The following is a 17,627-nucleotide window of genomic DNA, read 5'->3' as shown; positions in this document are numbered from 1 at the left end:
CTAGCCCTGTTGTCTTGGCTTTTTGTGCGGGTGAGGGAGCGCTGGGCTCATCTCGCGGAGCGAGATGAGTACTGTACCAGACTGCACATGGAATGTGCGGTACACTTCGCGGGGGGCTGACCGGGGGGCGTGGGTGTTTGCGGAGCGCTGGTGGACGGGCGGGCTGTCGCCACACCCATCCTACGTTCCGGAGCGGTTCAATCGCTTACTCCACGAAGTCGGTGAAGCCGGATTGGGTGCGTTTGAGTTCGGACTGTATGGCGGTGCGGAGTTTGGTGATGCGGTCGGTTTGAGAGGGGTCGGTGATGAGGTTCTTGAGTTCCTCGGGGTCGTTTTTGAGGTCGTAGAGTTCTTCGCCGGATTTGCCGTCGAGGTAGTGGATGAGTTTGAAGTTATCCTGAACGAGGGCGCTGTAGAGGGGCACGCCCTGATCATTCTGCTGCTCGGCACCAGTGAGGATGGTCTGGCTGACTTTGGTGCCGTACTCATTGCCCATGTGCTCGTAGTAGCAGGGGTGCGGCCAGGCGGAGGCGGGCTTTTCGAGAAGAGGGGTGAGATCGCGGCCGTGGGTCTGCCATGGGACTTTGACACCTGTGATGGAGAGGAAGGTGGCGGCGAGGTCGGGGGCGTTTACCGAAGCAGCGCAGACCTGACCGGTGGGGAAGCGTGAGGGCATGCTGATGATGAGGGGCGAACGGTAGTTCGCGTCATAGGGGGCGAGCTTGGTGCGGAAACCGTGCTCGCCCATGGAGAAGCCCTGATCTGCGGTGTAGATGATGAGGGTGTTGTCATACTGGCCGGACTCTTTGAGGGCTGCGATGAGCTGACCGACGCCTTCATCGATGGCAGGCACGCATTCGTTGACCTGGCGCACCCAGTCGTCGAAGCGCTTGCCCTTTTTGCTTTCGCCAAAGGCTTCTCCGCCCTTTCCAGCCATGGGGTGGCCGTCCGGGCCTTTGGTCCATGCCTGCTTTTTGTTGAGGTAAGCGGGCTTGTCTGGGCGGGGCGGGAAGATGTCTGCGGGGACTGGCACTTCGGCGTCCTTGTAGGTGCCCTTGTGGCGTTTGGCGGGAGTGGAGGGGCCGTGGACGCTGCCGTAGCATACCCAAAGATACCAGGGCTTGGCGGCATCGCGGTTCTTGCCGCGGATGTAGTCGAGGGACCACTTGGTGTAGTTGTCAGCAGGGTAGCCTTCGATGGTCTGCTCCCTGCCATCGACGCTCATGATCTGCGTTTCGTAGTAAGCGCCGGCGTTTTCGGGATGCAGCGGGCGATTCCAGACGATCTGGTGGTCCCAGTCGCGGCCCCAGCCGGTGTCCGTGCCAGTATGCCATTTGCCGATCTGCGCGGTGTGGTAGCCTTGTTTGCGCATTTCTGCAGGGATGAAGGGACACTGCTTGGGATCGTAGGTGCTGCCGGGGTATTTACCTTCCATGGACATGGACTCAATGCCGTGAGGAAAGCGGCCGGTGAGCATGGTGGCGCGTGAAGGCATGCACCAGGAGCCGAGGTAGGCGGCGTGGAAGCGCGTGCCGTTTTTGGCGAGCGCATCAATGTTCGGTGTTTTCACCCAGGGCCAGGAACCGGGATAACAGCCGACGGTCTTGGTGGACTGGTCATCGGCGTAGATGAAGAGGATGTTGGGGCGCCGGGCCTCCGCTGCGAGGATGTGAATGGCAAAGCTGCAGAGCAGGAAGGTGACGAATGCTTTCATGGTGCGCGAATAACGTCGCGCACCATGGCGATGTAGCGGCAAAGCACCTCGATTTGCTCAGGCGGCGTTTCCTTGGGAAGGCGGGGGCAGTTTGTTTACGGGCGGACGCGGCGCCGCTGCCGGGGGCTTCATCATGGGTGGCGCAGGCGGCCTGGCCACCGGCTTGGAAGCCGGAGCAGATGGCGGCTTCGCGAGCGGCTTGGCAGCGCCTGTGAACGGGGGTGGAGGCGGCGGCTTGGCCACAGGCACGAGGGGCGGCTTGGCACCCAAAGAAACGGGGGGCGTGTCCGAGGGAAGGACCGAAGGAATGGCGGCAGGCGTCGGACGAACGATGGAAGAGAGCACAGAACTCTGCGGCTGCGCGGGCTGCACCTGCCTGGGGGCATGAGCCTGCTGAATCATGCCCCACAGCCTCAGACTGCGCAGGAGAGGATGAGCACGCAAGACAGCAAGCACATGGTCCTTTGAAGCAGGAGGTTCGGTGGCAAACTGCTCGTAGGAGCCTTCACGGAGGTCTGCGAGCACGCGACCCAGCGCCGCTAGGACAGCAGCCTCAGACGCGGTGAGGTGATGAAAAATGTTCTTTGCCTTGAAGGCATTGAGCAATTCCATGGTGAGCTGCCCGGAGACAGGAGCGATGACATTGCGCAGCAGAAGAGTGTCTCCGGCAGCGGGTTTGAGTCGCTCGAGCACGGCGATGAAACTGCCGCGCATGGCATCGCTGGTGACAATGCGAACCTTGCTTCCACCCCATTCGAACCAGCGGTCGGCACCATCAAAATTGTCGTAGCTTTTGCGTATGTCTCCTTCGCTTATCGTGACGGGCGGAGCCACCATAAGCTCGATGAGATCACGTGTGCGCTCGCCAAGGTCGAGAGCCGTAGGAGGCACAGGTTCGGACATGGCGGCAGCCACCGCCTGCTGCAGAAGACCATCCATCTTGTCAGCCAGGCTTGTTTTGACGCCCGCCAAAGCCGCCGGAGGTGGCAGCGGAAGCGGCTGCACCGCGGCGGGAGGTGGCAGGGGGGGCACAACAGGCGCCGTTTTGGCTTCATCCGCAACTGCCAGCGCCACTGGCACCTCTGCCGAAGGCGCAAGAAGTGCAGGCACAGGAGGAACAGCCACAGGCAGCGTGGTGACCGGTGGTGCCGCGACCGGCGACGACGGGCGAGGCATGGACGGCGGCATGGCCTGCGGGGCCGGAGGCTGCGCAGCGACGGCGCCCACGATTTCCGGTGGAAGAACCGAGCGCATCGTTCGCATGGCGAAGGCCTCTGCGGCAGCCGCCAGAAGATGACGCGGGAAGATGGCGCCCCCAGCCGTGAGCCGCTGCATGTCCTCTTCCAGCAGCGGATGGATGGGCGATGTGATGCCTTCTTTGGCGCGCTGTTCGACAAGGCCAGGCAAGGCAAGACGGCAGTTGAGCAGCAGGCGCTTCTGCTCATTGGCAATGGGCAGCATGTCGATGACCGGGAGGCGAAAGCCCATGGGAGCATTCGAGTCCGGCACACCTAAACGACCCCGAAGAGCCTGTGAAAGAGCGCCATCCCATGCGGCAAAGCGTTCCACCACGAGACCGATCAGCACGACCCAGTTCTCGCTTTGATCTATCAGCGCGAACAGCAGGCGCTGCATTTCGTCAAACTGCGGCTGGGTGACGATGAGATCCAGCTGATCGAGCACAAGAACCACAGGGGAGCCGATCTGGGCGGCGAGCTTTCCGAAGAGCTGGATGACCACCCCCATCTCTGAGCGCGCCAGAGGCTCCGCGACACCGAGATACTTCAGCTCCCCCTCCGTGAGATAGGCTGCGCCGGAGAGCCACTGAGCCGCAAGATGCTCCTTGTCGTCGCGCAAGACATTGAGCAGACAGCGCAAAACGCTGCGTGGCACCATGGGATGGTCCGCTTCCAGAAGCTGGACGGCCTGATGGATCATTTCCTTGCGAGTCTCGATGTCGATCCTGGCCCAGGCCTCGTGCAACTGCAGGTAGGTGTGATCTTCCTCGACCACAGGTTTGAGCAGAGCGTAGGCCAGGAGGCGCATCTGGCTGTAGGGCGCCTCTTTGCCATCCCTGCCACGTGCCGGATGACGCAAGCTGCCGACAAACCTGGTAAGAATGAAGTTCTCCAAAGCCTCCGGCTGCAGCGGCGGATTGGGCGCATACGCATAAAAGATGCTGTCTGCGCATTCACGCCGGAGGCGCGAAAAGAGATGGGACTTGCCGGAACCGCCCGCGCCACGGACAAACCGCACCTGGCTGCGATGCTGCGCGCGCACCTGATCCACAGCGATGCGCAGCGCACCGAACGGCACCGAATTGATGTGCGGCACATCAATGAAAGAGGCTGCGTTCCACAGGTCATTCTCGCCCACGCTTGTGGACATGAAGGGATTCAGGCCGGCAAAGGAAGACATGGTCTTGGGGAGTCAGTACGGAGTTCAGGCGAGATGAAGTGCTGCATCAAGAAATCCAGCACCAGGAGTAACCGGGAGGGCCGAGGGACATGGGAACAAGCAGTGCACGCTCATCATCCGGGAGGTCTTGCGGTCTTTCACAAGGTTCTAGCAGGAGCAGCCCATTGTTGTAAAGCCCCTCAAGCAAATTTCGTAGAACTTGACTATCAGCCATCCCGCCACGTTCCGCCGCCCAGGCTTGATAACGAGCGAAGGTGCGGGGGATGGGAATCATCACCGTGGAAGAACGGATGCGGTCTGCGTCGTACCAAGCCCGCAGCTCGGCCTCGCCGGGAGTGCAGGGAGATGAATCAATGGAGGAAGAAGAAGAAGAAGAAGGCGCAGCGGAAGATTCTTCATCGAGCCAGGCGATGAAGGCGTCCAGCGTGGCCGGGCAGACGCGGAGGCTGTTTACGACATCAAAAGTCTTTTGAAGGGTGCGACGCTGAGCGGGACTGAGCAAAGCCGACGGCGGGGGGCGACGGGCAAAGACAAGGCGCCGGGAGCCCGGCAGTACGAAGGCGGCGCCTTGTGAGGCAAGGAGCGCCAGTGCGGGCTCAAAACAGGGATGCAGTGCGGTCGGGAGCCTGCTCTTCAGCTTTGCCGCCGGCTGCTCCTTTTTGGAAACTTGCACGAAGTGTCTTAGAAGGGCCGTGGCGGCAGCTGTGGGGCTATGCGGCGTGAAGAGCGGCTTTGTCCCGGAAATGAGGTGAAGGGCACCGGCTGCACACTTCGCCTCCAGAGCTGCAGCGACGGCTTTGGGCGTGGCCACGCGCCCGACCACAGGCTTGATGATCCGGATGATTTCCGCCGCTTTCAGCGGGAGCTCGCTTTGCCCCAGAGCTTCCAGGATGGCTTGATCGAGAGTCATGGCATCAACGGCGGGAGGCTGTGACCTGGCGGTCCAGCCAATGGGTCACATCATGCACCACTTCTTCGCGCTGAACATCGTGAAGCAGCAAGTGGTAGGAGCGGGTATACCAGAGCAGCCTTTTGTCGCGGCTGCGAACTTCCGCGAAGAGGGACTGAATTTGATCCGCAGAAGACAGGACGTCGTTCGGCGATGCGATGAAGAGAACCGGCATTTTTAAGCGGTGCGCTGATTCCGGGTTCGCATCGATCATGCCGCCGATGGTGGAAAGGAGGCGCAGTGAAAAAGCAGGGACGTGGTGGGGGGTGACCGCCATCTGATTGCCCAAGGTGGAATTGGACGTGACTTGAATTTTTGATTCATCCACACCTGCCAGTTCGCCAAGGGTGTAGCGTGTGCGGGGAGAAAGCTTGGCGGCGGTTTCGAGCAGGAAGCGCTGGAAGCCGCTGAGTGCTTTGCGCAAACCCGCGATGGGCGTGGCCAGGATGATGCCGTCAGGATCCGCGCGATTGCTGAGGAGATCCGCCGCCGTGTGCAGAGTGATGAGACTGCCGAGGCTCTCGCCATACCAAAAAACGGGGGTGTGCGGATGCCTGCGTTTGACGAGCGCGTGAAAGGTGGCGAGGTCATGCTGCCAGGCAGCGGCTTTTTTGATGTCGCCGCGCTCGGCGATGACGGGATCATTCCCCTGCCCGCGCAGATCGTAGGCGTAGACGGTGTAGCCGTGAGGCGGGAGCTGCTCTCCGAGATACCAGAAGTCAGACTTGGCACCGCTGAGGCCGTGAACGGCGATCACCACGCCACGGGGCTTCCCGCCGGCTGGCACAGGCCAGCATTTGCATGGCATGATCTTGCCATCGTGGCTTACCCAGTTTTCGGCATTCAGCATGGCACGGCCTGCGGTTAATTGTTTCACTGAAGCGCAGCTGCTCAGAACGGTGAGAAGCACCAGGACGAGCGATTGCTGGATGAAAGCGCGCATGGTTCAGGCGAGAAGGGAGAGCGCGGACTCCACAAATTTCACCTGCACCCGCACACGGGTGTCGAAGTCAAACTCCGACGGGGATTCAAAGGTGAGTGTGATGGGGCAGCCACGCACGTGGAGCTCGATGGCCTCCGGCATGCCGGGCAGATGCGTGGGAAGAGTCCGGCGGCGGATGACGCCTTTGTTTGCCCGCTGGCCGTCGATGCTGCGGCGGGGGTCCGGCGCCATGATGCGTTCACAACGAGAAATGACGTCATGCCCGACGGTCTGCGGTGAGTGATTGAGCTCGTAGAGGTAGATGCCCTGGGCATCGTAATCCTCATGCAGGCAGAGGCCGAAGCGCATGGCGCGACCGGTGATCCACTGCTGCCAGGGTCCGCAGATTTCATCGGACGAGTCGTGAAAGCGGCGGTTGATGTCGAAGCCACGGTGATCGAGGCGGGTGTTGAGCGTGAGGCCGACGGGATTGACGCAGGGGGCGATCAGGAAAGAGCCGAGCTGCAACCGGCGCAGATTTTTTTCCGCCCATGTGAGGAGGCCCCAGGCGGAGCCGGCTTCATCGCCATGCACGCCGGTGGAAAGATAGACGGCGGGCTCACGGGCCTGCGCAGCGGCGGATTCGAGGACAATGACGGGGAAATCGCCGGCCTTGCACAGGGTTCTGACCCGGCAGCCTGCGGCGCGCGCGAGCACGCGCCAGCGCTGGATGAGATGCTGCGCGTCATGCGCGCGATGGTTGGGGAGCAGCTTCACACGCTGAGGATGGCCGGGGCTGCGCATTCGTCACTTTGAATTCACCGCTCATGCCTTTTTCTTCTTCCCTTTTTCCTGCTTCGCCGGAGGGGCTTCCTTGGTGCGGCCTTCATTGCGTGCGACATCTTCGGCTTCGGGGATGCGGCCCTGGTCATTGGACTGCTCGATCCAGGAGTTGAGAACCGAGCTGAGGCGTTCGCGGGCGGAGCGATGCTCGGGCTGGTTTGATCTGGCGAGATTGTGGATCTCATAGGGGTCTTCTTGCAGATCGTACAGTTCTTCCTCGGGCATGGTGGGTGCAGCGAGAGAGGCCTGGGCCGGGGTGAGCTTGTCCTGCGCGGCGAGATCTTTGATGAGGTTCCACACGGGGTATTGCTTTTCCTTGTAGGCGTTGTGCTGGAGGAAGGGACGGTCCGGGGTGAAATTGCGGATGTAGCGGTAGCGGGCATCGCGGACGGTGCGGAAGCGGAACACAGTCATGTCGCAGCGGTCGCGTGCACCGAAAACGTACTCGCGGGGAGGCTCTGCGGTGGCTCCCATGAAGACCTGGCCCTGCATGCCCTGGGGTTTTGGAATGCCTGCCCAGGCGAGGGAGGTGGCGGTGAGGTCGATGGACATAAGCAGACGGTCGCTCACTTTTCCAGCCTCATAGCCTGCGGGTGCGGGCACAGCTGCGGGCCAGTGCATGATGAGAGGCGTGTTCAGCCCTTCCTCGTAGCAGAACTGTTTGGCCCGCACGTGCGCAGCTCCGTGATCTCCCATGAAGCATATGACGGTGTTTTCCATGAGGCCGTCGCGCTTCAGGAGGTCCATGACTTTTCCAATCTTGGCGTCGAGAGCGGTGGCTGCATCAAGATATTGCGCCATGTCTTTACGGGTGACTTCGTGATCGGGGTAATAGGGTGGAATTTCCACCTTGGCGGGATCGGCATGGGGCGGGGCATGGAAGGTGCGGTGGGTTTCCTGAAAATTGAGCTGAGCGTAGAAGGGCTGGTGCTGTTTCAGATCATCCCAGTTGGAGGAGTCAAAGGGCTTCTCCGGCTCTTTGAAATTCCAGTCTGTCTTGCCGGTGCCTTTAAAGCCTGCTTCAGGCGGCAGGTCCTTCACATTGGCGGTGAAGTAACCGGCATCGCGCATGCGCTGGCTGATGACCTTCACGCCTTCTGGAAGCGTGTAGCCATCATCGCGATGCGAGCGGTGATTGTGCGCGCCGATGGTGGTCTGATACATGCCGGTATTGAAGGCGGAGCGGCTGGCGGAGCAGACGGGGGCAGTGGTGTAGTAGCGGGTGAAGCGCATGCCTTTAGCGGCGAGAGCATCAAGCACGGGTGTCGAGACCTCCCTGGCGCCGTAGCAGCCGAGATGCGGGCCAAAGTCCTCGGCGATGAGCCAGAGGATGTTGGGGCGTTTTTCTTCGGCGTGAAGCGCGGCGGTGAAGAAGAGACTGAGAAAAAGGAGAAAACGGATCATGCACACAGCATGACGAGAAAGGCCGCTCCGACGCAAGAACGTAATTGCGTCCGATTCCGACTCCCTTCCCTCAAGACAATCTTTAGCGCATCATTGCCTGCGACTTTAAGATGATGCGTTCCTCCAGGGTATCCGCGAATTTGTCCGGATGCAGCGGGTTGGACCAGTACATCAGCGAACGAAAAGCCTCATAGCCGCCTTCCAGCAGCACGCGCCTGCTCGGTATGTAGGCGAGGATGTCGTTGCTATAACCCGCGACCCACAAGGCTCCCGGGCCTTTGAACTCGTGCTTCAGGCGCAACGAGTAATCCACACAAGTCTCGCCGCTGAGAGCCACGAAGGTCAGATCCTGACCGAAACGCACCACCTGAACCGGGTAGTCGTAGTGGTCGCGCAATCCGCCGTGCTTGATTGTATGCAAGCGCTTTTCATCCCACTTGCGCTGATAGACCTCGTAGCCTTTTTCATAGCCTTCCCCTGTGCTCAGCCGTTTTTCGATCTGCTCCGCCGTCGGAACCGACTGGTAGTCGAGGCGAGTGGTCTGCCAGTGAATACGAAGCGGGCCATGCAGCGGTTTTGGCTTGGCATCTATGGCTGCCTCCACCGCAGTGGCGAGGCTTTGGCCGTGGCGCAGGCTGAAAATGGGACTGAAACGTGGATACGCGTTTTGATCACCGCCGCATCCCATCATGAACAATGCGATGGTGCCCGGATGCGCCTCCTCGATCAACTGCTGCGCATGACCGGCATAGTCACCGTGCCATTGCTTGATGCTCATCGAGGTGTTGTGACAGGCGTAGCCAAAGACGATGGCGCTCAATTTACCGGCTGCGGTTTGGACCGTGAGCACCGGCACATCATGATCCACCACGCCCTCGGGATTCGGGCTGTTTAAGTAGGGATCGCCTGTGGGCTTGTCGTTTCTCAGCCTGCGGTTCATGGCGAATCCGCAACGCGCATGACCATAACTGATCGTCGCAGGCTCCATCTGCTGCAACGACTCGCCGATGATGCCGATGATCTTGTCTTTCAGCCATTCATTGTAGCGCAGGCAGCGCTCCTTGCGGAGAGGATCAGTGAAGCTCATGAACTCAAGGTCCGTGTAGCGCAGCTCCGGACCACAATGCGTGTGCGAGCAGTTTAACAGCAGTGCCTTCTCCGGCAGACTGAACCTGGCCTTTACGACGGCAGCAACGGCTTCACGGAGCTGGGCCGTCACCTCTACGAGATCGAGCGTGACCATGACGAAGCGCTCTCCCTGCGCATCTTGAAGCGCGAGGGCCTTTGCATGCAGCTCCATCGCCGTCCCTTCTGCGGGAACCTCACGGTTTGCGAAGCCGGCGAGATACATCGGTTCTGTCGGTGTGATCACCGTGCTGGCGGCCGCAGCCTTCCATTCGGGCGTCTGTGCCGGGGCCTGGAGAAAGGATGCGAGAGCGAAAACAAGGATCGGCAGGGCAGGCTTCATGATGATCCGGATTATACGCTTCGGCCATTGCGGATATGCCAGTTGAGTGCTGGAAATAACCTGGATGCGCTTCGGAGGAAGCGGGGGGCTTTGGCCGAGCGCTTACTCCCGCTTGCTCAGCAGATATTTGAGCAACTCCAGCGCCTTGCGCTCGGGCATGGATTCAAGGAGGCCGGGGGGCATGAGGGAGACGGGCATTTTCTGGCGGCTTTTGAGGTCGGCCTTGGAGATGATGAGGGATTCGGTGACGGTGCGGGCGGTGATGGCGGTTTCGGTTTCCTGCTCGATGACGCCGGAGATGACGCTGCCGTCTTTCTTGGTGAGGACGTGAAGCTGGAAGTTGTCTCCGACGACTGCGTTGGGATCGATGATGTTTTCGAGGAAGTAGTCCAGGCCGTTGCGCCAGGAGCCGGCGAGGTCGGGGCCGAGCTTGCCGCCGACGCCGCCCATCGCGTGGCAGACGGCGCAGACTTGCTTGAAGGTTTCCTCGCCTGACTTGGCATTGAAGGCCCAGAGAGGCGCGGACTGATACGCTTTCCTGAGTTTGGCGATGCTGGCTTTGGCGGCTTCAGTTGATTCGTTCACTTTGCCCCAAGTGGTGTCGAGGAGGGTGTTGATCTCGGCGTTGTTCAGATTGCGCATCTGGCGGATTTGAAGCGAGCTGAGGTGCTTCTTTTCGAAGGTGCCAGACTTCACGGCGGCGAGGAGTGGCAGGGCGAGTTCGGCACGGCTGGTGAGGGTGCCGAGGGCGGCGCTGCGGTCGGTGTCGTTGAGTTTGGCGAAACGGTTTATGAGAGCGATGGCCGTGGCGGAATCGGTGGAGCGTGAGAGCAGCGGAATGACGACGCTGGTGAAGTCGGGCTGGTCGAGGAGTTTGGCGAAGATGGGGGTGGCTTCCGTGTCGTTAACACGTTTGAGGAGATCGAAGGCAGTGCGACGCTGTGGGAGCGGCTGGGATGCATCGGCCAGCATGGCGCGCATTTTGGCGAGCACGGCTTTGTCTCCAAAGAGGGCGGAGAGTTGATCGGAGGTGGCGCCGGGGAACTTGGCTTGCAGCTGGGGCCAGGCTTTGGGCATGGCGGCCTTGGCTTCGTCCTTCATGCCGAAGGCGAGGATTTTGAGATCGCGCTCGGTTTGGATGGTGGGGATCAAGGCCTCGCGACCGGCGGGACTGGTGGCGGCGAACCAGCGGATGGAGTCGGCGAGAGATGGGAGAGGTGTTTTGGCGGCGAGTGCGAGGCCGCGAGGCCAGTCCTCAGCAATGACACGACCGAGGCCGAACCAGATCATCTTGGGGAGGAAGCGGTCGTCTTTGTCTTCGCCGTGCATGGCGAGTGCGGAGGCGACTTCCCAGACGGTTTTGGTGTCGAGGTTTGGCAGTGCTGAAGCGAGGGCGAGGCGGACGGTGGGTGAGGGGTCGGTTTGGGCGAGATTGAGGAGAGTGGCGGAGGTGAGCTTGGGTTTGCCGGGGTCTTCGGTGGCGAGTTGGATGGCCCAGGAGCGGACGATGTCGTTCGGATGCTCTGCGCTTTGCTGTGCTATAGGGACTTCAAATCGGCTCTGAGATGCGAGCGTCCATAACGCGCGTAGCCAAACCATATCCCCCTTGTTTTCCAGACCATAAATTTTTGACACATCTGCATCTTGTATTTCCTGCAGTTTTTTACGTGCCATCCGCGCCTCCCAATCTGTGCCGGTCAGCTGCAATTCTACAAGCTGATGGGCTCTCATCTTGTCCAGATTCACCTTCACCGGCTTGTAAGTCTCCTTCCATGAGATGCGGTAGATGCGGCCGTTGGTGCGGTCCCATTTTTCGTCTTCGGGGTTGTGGCAGTGCTGGGTGTCGGTCCAGTCGATGACATAGACGGCACCGTCGGGACCGGTCTGGAGATCGACTGGGATGTAGTCAGGAGCGGGGCTGTAGAGGAGATCGTAACCGGCGTGGAAGGTTTCGTAACCGCTGCCGGTACGGACCATGTGCTGCTGATTGATCTGATGGCCGTGGAGGTTGTGGGTGAAGAGGTGGTCACGGTAGATGGCGGGCCAGTTGTCGCCGTTGTAGATCATGGTGCCGACGTGGGAGTGGCCGCCATAGACGGCGGTGGTGCCGGGCTTGCCCGCGCCGCCTTCGCCGCTATCGTAGCGCGCAGAAGCGGGGAGATAGTTTTGCAGATCGGGGGCAAAGTCGGGAGCGGTGGCGGAGATGAAGGGGGCGTATTTGCTATTCGCCTGGTTCCAGAAGTGGCCGTTGCGGATGGCATGGGTGGTGCCGCCTTTGCCCCAGAAGCTGCGGCAGTGGGTCATGAAAAAGTGGCCGTTGCTGTTGTAGTCGAGGCCCCATTGGTTGCTGCCGCCGTGACAGAAGATTTCGAAGACGTGGCGGACGGGGTGGTAGCGCCAGACGCCTGCATTGAGCGTGGTACGCTGGTCATCGGGAGTGCCGGGCTTGCCGATGAGGGACTGGGTGAAGACGCCCTGATTGCCGTAGAGCCAGCCGTCAGGGCCCCAGGTGAAGCTGTTGAGTGTTTCGTGGGTGTCTTGATAGCCCCAGCCGTCGAGGAGGATTTGTGGTTTGCCGACTGTATCGTTAGCGTCCTTGGGGATGAAGAGCAGATAAGGAGCCGCGCCGATCCAGACGCCGCCGAAGCCGACTTCGATGCCGCTGACGAGGTTCAGGCCTTCGCAGAAGATTTTCTTGGTTTCGAAGGAGCCGTCGCCATCGCTGTCTTCGAAGATGCTGATGCGGTCCTTCCCCTGCCCTTCCGGCTGGCGGTTGGGATAGCTGAAGGCTTCGGCCACCCACATGCGGCCGCGCTCATCGAAGCAGAAGGCGATGGGCTGGCGAACGTCCGGCTCTGCGGCGACAAGCTCAACCTGGAAGCCTTCCTGCAATTTCATACCAGCGACGAGTTTTTGTGCGGCGTCGTTTTTGATGCTCGTGGGTTTGGCGGGATTGGGGAGCAGGTGCCAGAGGACGGGGCTTTCATCGCCGCGCTTGGTGCGGTCTGCGCTGACGCTGAAGGAAGCCACGGCGAAGGTGGGCTTTTGAGCGTGAAAGACGAAGTCGTCAAAGTTCACATGGCCCCAGCCGGCTTTGGACTGGTCGATGATGCGGATGAAGACAGATCTGCCGACAACGCTTTCCAGATTCACGGCCACGCGCTTCATGTTTTCCTGCTGCGCGGCACTGCTGCTCTGGATGATTTTGCCGGTGGCTTCTTCGACGATTTCGACGCGCTCGGTCTTCGCATCGGCGGCTGCGCCGATGAGGAAGCTGGCCCAAGGATGAGACGCAACAAAGCTGGTGGAGGTGAGAGTGCCGGTGCCTTTGTCGCCGAGGCGCTCGTAGCCGCCGAGCCAGAATTTGCCGGCGTGCTGGGAATTGCCGCGTTTGCGGATGGCGACGGTGTCGCCTTCGATTGGCTGCTTGTCCCAGGCATCGCCTTCGGCCTTCCAGCCGGAGAGGGTGCCGGTTTCGAAGCCGAGGTTGAGTTCGGCGGGTGGTGGGATGGAGAGGACGTCGGCAATGGGAAGATTGCGGGCAGGAGTGCCCGCATCACTTCTTTGCGGCAGGGCGGTTTTGCCGAGGTGGGTGAGCTGGATGTTGCGGAATTGAATTTTTGCAGGTCCGGGGCCGCTATGGAGCTGGAATGCGATCTTGCCGCTCCATTCGGCGGCTTTGGCCTCGTGATCGTCGAGCACGCTCATGAGCACATCATTGACGCGGACCTCCACGTGCGAAGCGGTGGCGGTGATCTGGTATTTGTTCCAGTCGCCAGCTTTGATGACGCTGGCGAGACTCCTGGGCTCCGCGAAAACATCGGCCCAGCGGCGGCCGTCCGGCGCGATGCTCACGCGTGAGCCGCGCTCGACGAGCAACGCACGGCCATGCTCATCGTAAATACGGCCGAGCCAGACGGCCCCCTGATCAAGATCCGCCTGATAGCCGCTGGCATGGCCGTCTGGACTCTGCTGGCAGCGGTATTGGATGCCCGAATTCGCACCAGGACCGCCCGTGATGCGGAATTCGACGGTGAGATCGAAGTCGTGAACTTCGCCATCCCAGAAGATCCATTCATTGCTCTTGAGCTGCTGATTTTCCGGGATTTCGCCCGTGATGGCGCCGTCCTCCACGCGCCAATGCTCGGCTTTGCCGGACCAGTGCGCGAGCGTCCGGCCATCGAAGATGGAGTCGGCGGCGGCGAGTGACGCAGCGGAAAGCAGAAAAGCGCAGAGAGATTTCATGGGAAGACTTAATGCCACGAAGGCAATCGTCCATACACAGCAACATGTTGCGAGCGAGAAGCGTTTGGCTTCCCGATGAAACCCACCGTCCACACTCCCTCCCGTCGTCAATTCCTCGTCAGTGCAGGCGCAGCTTCCCTGTCGCTCTTTTCATCCACGAACGCGGCGACCTTCAAGACGGTGATCAAGAAGGCCAAGATCATCGGCAAGCCGGAGGAGACGGCGCTTCGCGAACTTAAGGAGGCGGGATTTGATGGGGTGGAAGTCTCCCATCTCTTTGATGAAGAAACGGAGGCCAAAAAGGCGCGCGAACTCGTCGAAAGCATGGGTTTGAAAGTCCACTCCGTGCTGCGGGGCTGGGCGGAGTTCAACAGCGATGATCCAGGACAGGTGGCGGCGAGCTATGCGGTGACGGAAAAGGCGCTGCGCACGGCAAACTGGCTGGGTGCAGAGACGATCCTGCTGGTGCCCTGCCGTGTGGGCGGGCCGACGGTGAAGATGCCGGACCCGTGGGATTTTGACATCGAGTTTGATGAAAAGACCGGCCACGTGAGCCGGGTGGTGAAGGGTGACAACACCCCGTTTGCGCGATACATCGGGCTGCAAAACAAGTCCACGGACGGTTCGAAGGAACAGGTGACGAAGCTTATTCCGCTGGCGGAGAAACTGAATGTCATCATCGGACTCGAAAACGTCTGGAACAATCTATGGGTGCGCCCGGACCTGTACAAGAACTTTGTCGCGTCCTTCAACCACCCGTTTGTGAAGGCGTATTATGACGTGGGCAACCACGTGAAATACCTGGTGCCCGTGCATGACTGGATTCACACGCTTGGCGGCCTCATCAAGAAGATCCACATCAAGGATTACGCACTCGCCCCGGACAACCACAGCGGGAAATTTGTGCACCCGCGCGATGGCAGCATCGACTGGCCAAAGATGCGCCAGGCGCTGGATGATGTGGGTTACAACGGCTGGATCACCCTGGAAGACGGCGGCCTGCCGCTGCCGGAGTTCAACGACCGGCTGAACAAGATCATCGAAGGCGTGTGACTTGCACCAGCTGATGAATCACGGCTTCAGGATCTGGCCAATGAACCTGGCCAGTGCCTGAGTGGCTGGGTCATCGGACAGGCCGAGATCGTCGTTGAGCTTCACGTGGCTGGTGTCCTTGGCGCCAAAAACAGTGGTCGGAACTCCGGCCTCCTTCAACGAATTGCCAAGGCGTGCCGCCTGAGCGCTGGTATCTGGATGAGCAGCCACATGGAGGATGAGGAAGGGCGGGATGCCTTTGCCCTTCGCCACATGCGTGACGGCCGAGAAGTCGATGTGCTTTTCCGGAGTGCCGCCAAACTTTTCGCGGTGGCCATTTACCCGTGGCGGCAGATGGTGCACTCGCAGACGAGTCTCCGCAGTTTCAATGATGGCAGGCACGTCATAGGTGTCTCCATCCACGGGCACGCAGCCGATGAGGCAGTCGAAAGTGGCCCCCTCCGCTTTCAGGTAACGGTCATCCGTGCAGATCAGCGCGGCCAGTTCTGCTCCGGCGGAATGACCTCCCACCAGCACCCGCTTGGGATCGCCACCATATTCAGCGATGTGCTTCTCCATCCAGCCAAAAGCTTTGGCGACATCCCGTGTGAGCGTGCCCATGTCCACTTCAGGCAAAAGGCGGTAGTTTGTGGAGACAAACACAAAGCCTTTGTCCATGAACCACTGCGGCTTGAGCTTCACATCTGTCTTGTCTCCCTGCTGCCAGCCGCCGCCATGGATCCAGAAGACGACGGGAAGATTTTTGGCGTTTTCTGGAGCGTAAACATCCAGAACATGCCGGGCATGGCCGTCCTCCGCATAAGGGATGCCCGACTTTACATTCTGGGCAAATGCGGCGGAGGCAAAGGCAAGGAGAGACAAAAGGATAAGTTTCATGGCTGCTCTTCAAACGCAGCAGCCGAAGGCTTTTATAGCTTCAACCGCATGGACGGCGAAAGAACACAGCCATTTTCTCAGCGCAGGCGCTTCGTTTCAAAAGAAGTGCCTGAAAGCGCCTGCTTCACAAAAGCGCCCCAAAAGGGTGTGGGGGTGTAGTCCCAGTCAAGAAGAACGCGCGGCGTGGCCTTCGGGTGGAAGCACCAGGCGGTCCAGTGAAGATGATGTTTCTGAATGATGCCGAGCATGTCAGGCACCCATGTGGCGGGGTTTTCCTGGCGCTCGGGCGGGAGGAAGTCCATGCGCTGCGTGTCCGCTCCCACCTCGCCAATGAAGATGGGATATTTGGCGGCGGCGTTCAGAAACTTGCCCTGCCAGTCGCTTTTCCAGGGATAGACGTGGCTGGAATACATGATGCCATTTCCGCCACGGTCTTCGAGAGCGAAGCCTTCCAAAATGCCACCGAGGTCATAGCCCCAGTCAAGGCCTCCGGCGATGATGAGATTCTTCGCGCCGGTCTCGCGGATGACATCCACGAGCTTTTGCATGCCGATGGACTGGAAGCTGACGAGAGCCTGGCTGTTTTGCGCGGCGACATCGGCGCTTTTCTTTTTGTCAGTGACGGGACCGCCATCGCGCCAGACCTTCCATGGGATGTCATGCGGTTCATTGAGCAGTTCAAAGATGACGGCGGGATGGTCCTTGTATTTTTTCGCCACGTCCTGCCAGAACTCTGCGTGCTTCTCACGGGGCGCGCGGTAGTCATGAAGATCGAGCACCATGTACGCGCCTTTGGCCGCGCAGGCATTGACCGCATCCTCTACAAGCTGGCGATAGCGCATGCCGCCATCGTTTTGATAGGGTCCCTTCCCTGCCCAGAAGTGCTCGCGCAGGCAGAGGCGGATGCAATTGGCCCTCCACCCTGTGAGTCCCACTTCGATGGACTTGAGAATGTTTTCCCCTCCTGCCGACCATTCCATGCTGGGCAGTGCGAGCCCCTGCAGCCAGACGGACCTGCCCTCGGGTGTCTGCAGCTGGTTTCCCGCCACATGCAGCGGTGGCGGAAGCTGGTCAGGCAGAGCGGCCGGCACCTGAGGCTTGGGCTTTGGCAGCGCGGCGATGCGTGCCGCATCCTTCGCCGCGGCTTCGGACTCAGCGGCATCCATGATGCTTGCGGAAATGGGGGTAAGGGTGATGTCATCGAAGTCGAGCTGGCCGCCATCCGCTTCAAACAGGGTGAACAAGAGCTCCAGCGTGACCGCGCCTTCGGGCACGCGGAACTGCTGCACTTTGGTTTTCCATTCTTTGGAGGTGCCCGTGAACGTGGGAGCTTTTGGGGATGGATTCACCACCTCCATGGACGCGCCTTTGAAGTTCAGAATGATGCGGCCGTCGAACCACGCCTTCCTGCCGCGCTTGATTCCTTCATGGCGCACCTTGTAGCCAAGCTCGAGAGCCTTCACCTCTGGCGGCAGCGCCACATGGCGGAAGGCCGTGACGTTTGCACCCGGGCGCGGACTTTTCAGCCGTAGAAAGTGGTTACTGCCCTCCTGCTCCCAGGTGATGTTTTCATTCACCGGCCAGCGTGCCGGGAATCCTGTGCTGGTAGCGGTCTCAAAGCTGCCATTCTCCAGCAGACTGGCGCGGCCCGCCTGCGCCAGGGCCTGCGCCGGAGTTAGAAAAGCAGCGAAGAGAAGGAGGAGCAGGCGTGTCATCATGGCGGGCGCGTATAGTT

At 60.4% G+C, this 17,627-nt stretch carries 11 protein-coding genes; 1 reads left to right on the top strand and 10 read right to left on the bottom strand.

Annotation, left to right across the window (positions count from 1 at the left end; all coding sequences use genetic code 11):
* Window positions 1-205 precede the first annotated feature (205 nt).
* The 8 genes from ACILSO_RS26255 to ACILSO_RS26220 all read right to left on the bottom strand — a co-directional run bounded on the left by ACILSO_RS26255 (window position 206) and on the right by ACILSO_RS26220 (window position 13,963).
* A complete protein-coding gene (locus ACILSO_RS26255) occupies window positions 206-1,714 on the bottom strand; it encodes a sulfatase-like hydrolase/transferase (RefSeq protein ID WP_395740449.1) in 1,509 nt (502 codons plus the stop codon).
* Window positions 1,715-1,771: 57 nt separating this feature from the next.
* On the bottom strand, window positions 1,772-4,132 hold the full coding sequence (locus tag ACILSO_RS26250) for a hypothetical protein (protein WP_395740448.1): 2,361 nt from the start codon (window positions 4,130-4,132) through the stop codon (window positions 1,772-1,774).
* A 46-nt stretch (window positions 4,133-4,178) separates the two neighbouring features.
* Window positions 4,179-5,042 (bottom strand): hypothetical protein, encoded by an 864-nt coding sequence (locus tag ACILSO_RS26245; protein WP_395740447.1) that lies wholly within the window; start codon window positions 5,040-5,042, stop codon window positions 4,179-4,181.
* 4 nt (window positions 5,043-5,046) lie between these two features.
* The gene (locus ACILSO_RS26240) at window positions 5,047-6,024 is read right to left on the bottom strand and encodes an alpha/beta fold hydrolase (RefSeq protein WP_395740446.1); all 978 of its coding nucleotides are present in this window, start codon (window positions 6,022-6,024) and stop codon (window positions 5,047-5,049) included.
* 3 nt (window positions 6,025-6,027) lie between these two features.
* A complete protein-coding gene (locus tag ACILSO_RS26235; protein WP_395740445.1) occupies window positions 6,028-6,807 on the bottom strand; it encodes a M14 family metallocarboxypeptidase in 780 nt (259 codons plus the stop codon).
* Window positions 6,808-6,828: 21 nt separating this feature from the next.
* Window positions 6,829-8,250, bottom strand: coding sequence for a sulfatase (locus ACILSO_RS26230; protein ID WP_395740444.1), 1,422 nt, complete (start codon window positions 8,248-8,250; stop codon window positions 6,829-6,831).
* An 82-nt stretch (window positions 8,251-8,332) separates the two neighbouring features.
* Window positions 8,333-9,718 carry a neutral/alkaline non-lysosomal ceramidase N-terminal domain-containing protein gene (locus tag ACILSO_RS26225; RefSeq protein WP_395740443.1) on the bottom strand — a complete coding sequence of 462 codons (1,386 nt, stop codon included), beginning with the start codon at window positions 9,716-9,718 and terminating at the stop codon, window positions 8,333-8,335.
* Between the two features lie 102 nt (window positions 9,719-9,820).
* The gene (locus tag ACILSO_RS26220) at window positions 9,821-13,963 is read right to left on the bottom strand and encodes a PVC-type heme-binding CxxCH protein (protein WP_395740442.1); all 4,143 of its coding nucleotides are present in this window, start codon (window positions 13,961-13,963) and stop codon (window positions 9,821-9,823) included.
* Between the two features lie 75 nt (window positions 13,964-14,038).
* On the opposite strand from ACILSO_RS26220, the gene ACILSO_RS26215 reads away from it, so the two are divergent.
* The gene (locus tag ACILSO_RS26215) at window positions 14,039-15,016 is read left to right on the top strand and encodes a sugar phosphate isomerase/epimerase family protein (RefSeq protein WP_395740441.1); all 978 of its coding nucleotides are present in this window, start codon (window positions 14,039-14,041) and stop codon (window positions 15,014-15,016) included.
* An 18-nt stretch (window positions 15,017-15,034) separates the two neighbouring features.
* On the opposite strand, the gene ACILSO_RS26210 is transcribed toward ACILSO_RS26215, so the two are convergent.
* Window positions 15,035-15,892: an alpha/beta hydrolase gene (locus tag ACILSO_RS26210; RefSeq protein WP_395740440.1), complete on the bottom strand. Its 858-nt coding sequence runs from the start codon at window positions 15,890-15,892 to the stop codon at window positions 15,035-15,037.
* 77 nt (window positions 15,893-15,969) lie between these two features.
* Window positions 15,970-17,610 (bottom strand): glycoside hydrolase family 5 protein, encoded by a 1,641-nt coding sequence (locus ACILSO_RS26205; RefSeq protein WP_395740439.1) that lies wholly within the window; start codon window positions 17,608-17,610, stop codon window positions 15,970-15,972.
* Between the last annotated feature and the right edge of the window lie 17 nt (window positions 17,611-17,627).

It is taken from the genome of Prosthecobacter sp., from assembly GCF_044226605.1.
Lineage (GTDB): Bacteria > Verrucomicrobiota > Verrucomicrobiia > Verrucomicrobiales > Verrucomicrobiaceae > Prosthecobacter.
The sequence above is the reverse complement of the archived record's forward strand: the minus strand, read 5'-3'. Positions and strand labels throughout refer to the sequence as shown.

Excerpts from the sequence above, each read along its gene's own strand:
- ACILSO_RS26255 (WP_395740449.1), bottom strand. The coding sequence starts at position 1,714 with ATGAAAGCATTCGTCACCTTCCTGCTCTGCAGCTTTGCCATTCACATC.
- ACILSO_RS26240 (WP_395740446.1), bottom strand. The coding sequence starts at position 6,024 with ATGCGCGCTTTCATCCAGCAATCGCTCGTCCTGGTGCTTCTCACCGTT.
- ACILSO_RS26235 (WP_395740445.1), bottom strand. The coding sequence starts at position 6,807 with ATGCGCAGCCCCGGCCATCCTCAGCGTGTGAAGCTGCTCCCCAACCAT.
- ACILSO_RS26215 (WP_395740441.1), top strand. The coding sequence starts at position 14,039 with ATGAAACCCACCGTCCACACTCCCTCCCGTCGTCAATTCCTCGTCAGT.
- ACILSO_RS26230 (WP_395740444.1), bottom strand. The coding sequence starts at position 8,250 with ATGATCCGTTTTCTCCTTTTTCTCAGTCTCTTCTTCACCGCCGCGCTT.
- ACILSO_RS26225 (WP_395740443.1), bottom strand. The coding sequence starts at position 9,718 with ATGAAGCCTGCCCTGCCGATCCTTGTTTTCGCTCTCGCATCCTTTCTC.
- ACILSO_RS26250 (WP_395740448.1), bottom strand. The coding sequence starts at position 4,132 with ATGTCTTCCTTTGCCGGCCTGAATCCCTTCATGTCCACAAGCGTGGGC.
- ACILSO_RS26205 (WP_395740439.1), bottom strand. The coding sequence starts at position 17,610 with ATGATGACACGCCTGCTCCTCCTTCTCTTCGCTGCTTTTCTAACTCCG.
- ACILSO_RS26210 (WP_395740440.1), bottom strand. The coding sequence starts at position 15,892 with ATGAAACTTATCCTTTTGTCTCTCCTTGCCTTTGCCTCCGCCGCATTT.
- ACILSO_RS26245 (WP_395740447.1), bottom strand. The coding sequence starts at position 5,042 with ATGACTCTCGATCAAGCCATCCTGGAAGCTCTGGGGCAAAGCGAGCTC.
- ACILSO_RS26220 (WP_395740442.1), bottom strand. The coding sequence starts at position 13,963 with ATGAAATCTCTCTGCGCTTTTCTGCTTTCCGCTGCGTCACTCGCCGCC.